Annotated in this window: 1 pseudogene; it reads left to right on the forward strand. The window is 39.9% G+C overall.

Annotated elements, in window-relative coordinates:
- Positions 1–766 precede the first annotated feature (766 nt).
- A pseudogene (locus GJU43_RS15685) lies at positions 767–7,203 on the forward strand (hypothetical protein); the annotation flags it as partial.

Below are 7,203 nucleotides of genomic sequence, written 5' to 3' on the forward strand. Positions count from 1 at the left end.
TTGCCACCTTTTTTCTAATAATAAAGAAACCTCATTTTTGATTTTCCTTCTAAAACCCTTTAAAGTTTAAAATTTTTAATAACTTAATTGATTTGCTTATGGAATTGACAAATACTCTCTTCAAATTTGTTTTAAGTCTCCTAATTATTTTAGCTTTAAATCTTTTGATTTTAAAAAAAACAGAATTTATTCCAAAATTGAATTTTAGTTTAAGAACAGATTTGTTTTCTAAATTCCAACATTACATTAATTTTTCATTTTTGTTGCCAAAACCCAGTCATTAGTTTTGATAACGAAATATATTGCTATGTTCTCATTTTAAATTAGATGTTATAGATTATGTATTCAATTTTTAGAATTTACTTCTAATCAGACAAATTAACAGATTGACTAATCAACTTTCTATTAATATTGAATTATTTTTTATATCAATTCATAGAATTCCCCAGTTCTATAAGGCTCAATAAATTTTCTTTTATGAAAATTTACACAACTACAACAAATCACTCCTCCGGAAGATTGAATCAAATCAATATTCCTAAAAATTTTTGAGTTAGTTTTTTATTCAGAGTGAATAGAAAATGCTCTAGTGTTTCATTGTATAACTATTACATAATTTTTTTTAAAAGAAATCTAATTTAGATCTTACTTGTTAGGTTTTTAATTTTTATTCTAATCTATTAATTATTAGCTTTTTTTGAATTGCCTAAGTACACGTACTTATCGCAACAGGTATTTTATTGTCCATTTTCTAATCTTCCAAATTATGAAAAAAATCTTTACTTTTTGTAATCTCATTCCTAAGAAGAGATTATTCGGACTGCTATCTTTATTTCTATTATGTACTAATGCATTTTCGCAATCGGTTTGTCGACCTGTGTCCCAAACGAATAGCCAGGGTGGATTATTATGTGTAGGATTAAATATAGATAGTCCCACTAGTGCCTACGACAATGACGCGGGCCTAACTACTTATGCAACCCTCACAAATGCTGTTGGGGTCAGTTGTTTTGTCCAGGAGACATTAACACTGAATCAGACGGCAAAAGCCGGGGATCAAATTGTACTCTATCTGGGTACGGGAAATGGTTTACTCGATGTTGGATTATTATCTAATGCAACTATTCAGGCTAAACTTTCGGGAACAAATGTAGGTTCGAGTGTGCCATTAAATAGCCCGCTTTTAAACTTAAGTTTGTTATCCGGTAACTCAATTGCAGCGGTAAGATTTACGGTTACAGCTGATACGAATCAGGTACAAATTCAGGTTGGCGGACTTTTAAGTCTCCTAGTCAGTTTAAGAATTTATGATGTTCGTTTAGAGTTTGCAAAACCAACTGTAACAGGAGGCTTAAGTCAAACGATTTGTTCAGGAAATTTTACGACGTTAACAGCCACTCCTGCAGCAGGTACTTCTTTGTCCTGGTACAGTTCTGCAACTTCGACTACTCCTTTGATAACAGCTAATAGTTATCAGACACCTGTTTTAACGACGGCTACCACGTATTATATAGGTATAACCAGAGCCGCTGGCTGTGAAGGAAGTGAGCGTGTACCGGTCGTGGTCAATGTTTCTAATCCTGTTGCTCCGGTCATCAGTACGGTAGGAACTTCAATATGTTCTGCGGGAGCTACACAGCAAACTACTTTGTCTGTAATTAATCCTATTCCCGGTACCACTTACAATTGGTACTCTGTAAATAGTGGAGGAACGATTTTAGCCTCTGGTGATACTTACGCACCAACGGTATCTGTTGGGACTACTAATTTCTACGTAGAAGCTGCAATTGGTTCTTGTGTAAGTCCTGCAAGAACTCAGGTGGTTGTCACATCTAATCCTGTACCGGCATTACCAACAGTACTGACACAAAGTGTTACTATACAATCCGGGCAAAATGCTACATTAAGTGCTGTCGCCTCAGGAGCGGGCGTTACTTTAAACTGGTATGATGTTGCAACTGGCGGAACCGCGCTTCTGACTAATGCGGCAACATTTACAACACCTATACTGGTGGCTAGTAAAACCTATTATGTGGAAACCCAAAGCGCAACCGGAGGTTGTGTAAGTTCTTCAAGAGTACCGGTACCGGTAACAGTTGTTAATAATCCCCTGGGAACTTGTTTGGAAGCGAATAGCCAGCAAACCAATTTTAACGGTCTTTGCTTATTATGTGGCGCTGCCAACCCTGATAATTCAGTTGACGGAAATCCTGCAACTGCAGCAAGGCTTACGATTCCCGTTGGCTTAATTAATGGATATGCCCAGCAAACACTTCAGTTTAATAATCCCGGCAGAGCAGGTGATATTGTTGATGTTGAATTGGAAGTTCCGGGAGGAATTCTGGATTTAAGTGTATTAAATTATATTAGTTTAGCGACGTACAATGGAGCAACTTTTAATAATGACAGAGTTTCGATTAATAATATAGTTGATGTTGTATTATTAGGTGGAAACCGTTTTAGAGCCAGTATTACTGCAGGTGCTGCTTTTGATCGTGTTGAAGTACGATTGGGCGGTCTGGTTTCAGCCATAACAAGCTTAGATATTTATCAGGCGGCTTACCGGTATAAAGCTCCTGCTATTACAGGAACTACAACCATTTGTAGCGGACAGACCACTACACTGACATCCACACTAGGTGCCGGCGAAACAGTTGAATGGTTCAGTGCTGCAAGTGGGGGTGTACCATTAGTAAGTACAGCATCCTATACTACACCGGCTTTAAATGCCAATACAACTTATTATGTAGCTATTACGAGAAATGGCTGTTTAAATAGTGAGCGTAATCCCGTATTAGTTTCAGTTCAAAATCCTGTAGCCCCAACTATTACGGCTGTTCCTACAACAATTTGTAGCGGACAGACTGTTGCTTTGAGTGTTCAGGCACCAGTTCCGGGTACAGTATACAATTGGTACGATGCAAATACAGGAGGGAACTTAGTGTTTACAGGAACTTCTTTTACTACACCGGCTTTAACAGCGAACATTAGTTATTATGTGGAAGCTTCAATAGGAAGTTGTTTAAGTACGCGTACTCCTGTGAATCTTATTGTAAATCCTTTACCGTCAGTACCGGTACCTGTATCGTCGAATGTGGTTATTCAGTCTGGTCAGAATGTAATGTTAGGTATTTCAAATCCTGATGCTAATCTATCCTATTCCTGGTTTGATGTTCCAACAGGAGGAACTGCTTTGGCCACTAATACCAGTACTTATACTCCAACTCCGGCTTTAACGGCAAATAAAACATTTTATGTTGAAGCTACAGATCTGACTACAGGTTGTGTGAGCAGTGCGAGAGCAGTAATTAATGTTGTGGTAATTAATACGGTCAGCAACTGTTTGCAGGCCAATTCGCAAGTGACCACTTTAGATCCGGGCCTTTTATGTGTTGGATGTGGAGCTACGAATCCGGGTGGTTCTGTTGATGGAAATATTAATACCGCAGCTACCCTTACCATTCCGGTTGGCGTATTGGGAAGTTATATTCAGCAAACTTTAACTTTTGCTTCATCAGGTCAGGCCGGAGATATTATAGATGTTGAATTGGAAGTTCCGGGAGGACTTCTGGATATAAGTGCTTTATCTTATATTACTTTGGCAACTTACGACGGAGTTACTTATAATAATGACCGAGTTGCCCTTAATAATAGTTTATTGAATGTACAATTATTATCAGGTAACCGATTCAAGGCCAGTTTTACTACCGCTTCACCATTTGACAGAGTTGAAGTGAGATTAGGCGGCGTAGCGACATTATTGACTAGCGTAAATATTTATGGAGCCTCTTACCGATATCCAAATGCTGTAATAACCGGAGCCACAACAATTTGTGCAGGAGATGTAGCTTTATTAACCGCTACTTCCACAGGAACAGAAACGTTTACCTGGTACGATTCACCAACAGGAGGAAGTGTAGTGGCTGTTAATCCAACAATTGTCTTAAATAATACGACAACTTATTATGTTGAAGCAACGCGCGGAGCTTGTATTAACAGCGCTCGTCAGCCTGTTACCATTACTGTAAATCCATTAGCAACACCTGCAGATGTGATTCTTACAAGTCCCTTGGAAGCTTCCTGCTCCGGAACTGTTGTATTGGCTCCGGCCTCTGCTTTAGCGGGAGCTCAATTTAAATATTATACCAATCAGAATAAAGATCAGGAAATTATAACAGGATCTGTGGTAGCAGCCCAGCCAGGCGTAACTTTTGTTAAAGATGTGACAACGGGTGCACTTACAGTTTCCGGGCTTACTGCCTTAGGGGCTCCTTATAATTATTATGTTTCTGTTGTTAACGCTAATACTTGCGAGAATGCTTTAAACAATTTAAAACAAGTAACCGTTACCATTCCTGCAGTGACACCTTTAGCGGTAACGACACCTTTGCCGGCAAGCTGCGGAAGTGCAAACTTAAAAAGTGCCATTATAGGTTATGACACAACGGGAAATACAACTTATACTTTTTATGATGCATCTAATAATATCATCACTGAAAATGCAGCAGGAAATATAACAGCAAGTGGTGTTTACTCAATTCAAGCTCAGGGTAACGGTGTGACATGCCCATCTGTTAAACTACCAGTAACAGTTACTGTTAACCCGTTACCAAGTTTGGTTGCACCTTCATCAGTTTCGGTAAATACAGGTTCTTCAGTGACCTTGTCTGCAACATCAGACGGTACATTGGCATGGTTTGATCCTCAGGGGAATGCTTTGGCCGGACCGCCGTTTACAACAGGTATATTGAATACACCTGGAGTTTATACGTATACAGTAGTGGCGAGTAATGTCAATTGTTCTGTTACAGGAGCCGTTACGGTGAATGTTATAGATCCGGGCACCTGTCCATTACTAGCAGAAAGAGTGTATGCTACAGGACAAAGTCAGGGCAACATTATATCAGGGGTAGTGACTAATCCTACTGCAGCAGTAGATGGCAATCCTCAGACTTTTTCTACGATCACAACAGGAGTTGGACTTTTAGGCATAGGAACTACTTGGCAAAATCTGACATGGCCTGCTAATATAGTCAAAGGAACTCCGGTAACCGTAAAATTAGGATCGGAATATAGTCTTTTAGCCGTAGGACAAGATCTGTCTATTATTGGAACTAAAAGCGGGGTTGATATCGGAACGATGCAATCTATTTCAGGATCATTAGTGAATTTAATCTCAGGAGATAATTCATTTGAATATACTTTTGTACCCTCCAATACTTCAGGACCTCAGGATTATGATGGAATCAGAATCCAGTCTGCATCACTTTTAAGTGTTGCTCAAAACACAAAGGTATTTGATGCTTATTATACCAGACCGGTTTCTACGGTAACCTGTACTCCGGGTGATATACAGGATGTATATTACGGAGCCACTGATTTAGGTCTTCCGATAGGAGCTTTAACAGCCACTGTAGGTGTTACTGACGCCTTGAATGTAGCAGATAATGACATCACCACTTTTGCCACAATGTACAGTGGTGTAGGCGCTCTTGCAGCGGCAGATTTAACAGTAGCTTTTAAAACTCCGTCAATAGTAAGTGATACCTTAAGAATTGTGGTTTCAAAACCGGGAGTTCTTCTGGATGCTAATTTGCTGACAGGATTTAGCATCCAACGTTATTTAGGTAATGTTGCGGTTGGAGCTCCAATTCAGAATACAAGTACATTATTAAGTGTAAGATTACTACCTGGAAACACCATGTCTATGGTTCTTGTATCTTCTCAACCGGAACCTTACGATCGCGTGAGAATCCGTTTTGGCGGAGTTGCAGGAGTATTGGAATTCCTTAGAGTTCATACTGTTGAGCGAGTAGCCAACACAAAAGTAATAGGAGGAGATCCTAATAATAAAGTAATAGTCTGTCCGGGAAGCCCTGTCACGCTCCAGATACCAACCGAGGCCTGTTCAACCTATACCTGGTATGATTCACCTGTTGGAGGAAATGTTGTAGCGAATGGTATTACATATACCGTACCCGCTACATTAGCGGCAGGAGTTTATAAATATTATGTACAGCCGGTACGTTATGGTTGTGAGGCATTGGCAAGAGGAGAAGTAACGGTAGAAGTAAAAGCTTCAGCTCCGGTAAATGCTTTAACAAATATTACTTTAAATGGAGGAACAGCTACTTCAGTTTGTTCACCAACCGGTACTATAACATTAGCAACAAGCCTGAGCGGAACTCCGGCATTAACAAACCCAATATACTATTGGTATAGTTTTGACGGAACAACAAGTCAGCTAATTCCGGGAGAAACCACTGCTCAGTTAATTGTAAATGGTCTGACACCAGGCACCTATACCTATTATGTTGGAGTGAGCTCTACTGAGTTTTGTGAAACTGCAGCCGCAGACAGAAAACAAATTACGCTGACAATTTTACCTCCTTCAGGAACAAATGATATTTCAGTTGCTGATATTGCGGTATGTCACAACGTACCTGGAGTATTAACACCAACAACAGCAACACTTACAAATCCAATATTTACCTGGTATTTTGATGCTAATAAAACACAACCGATAACAAACGGTCTTGTTGCAGGCGGATTGACTTATGCCATAAGCGCTACAGGTGTTTTAACAGTAACAGGTTTAACACGTGCGGTAAGTCCAATTACTTATTTTGTTGCAGTGGCAAGTGATGCTACTTGTGAGAACGTTGCAGGAACACTTCAATCAGCAACAATAATTGTAAATGACCCTGCGACTCCAACTACCACAAATACAACACAGGACTTCTGTTTGGTAAATGCACCGACTTTTGCGAGTATTCAGACCAATGAGCCTAATGTGGTTTGGTACAGTGCTGCGACAGGCGGAACAGCGATTCCAGCTACAACAGCCTTGACAAGTGGCACTTATTACGCTGCTTTATTGGATGCTGCCACAGGATGTGAAAGTTCCATAAGATTGGCCGTTACGATTTCCGTAACCGATCCGGCAACACCAACTACAACAGATACAACACAAGATTTCTGTCTGTTAAATACACCTACTTTTGCCAGCATTCAGACCAATGAACCTAATGTGGTTTGGTACAGTGCAGCGACAGGCGGAACAGCGATTCCTGCTACAACAGCTTTGACCGGTGGTACTTATTACGCTGCTTTATTAGATGCTGGCACAGGATGTGAAAGTTCCATAAGATTGGCCGTTACGATTTCCGTAACCGATCCGGCAACACCAACTACAACAGATAC

Origin of the sequence: Flavobacterium sp. LC2016-23 (assembly GCF_009674775.1) — a bacterium.
Classification (GTDB): domain Bacteria; phylum Bacteroidota; class Bacteroidia; order Flavobacteriales; family Flavobacteriaceae; genus Flavobacterium.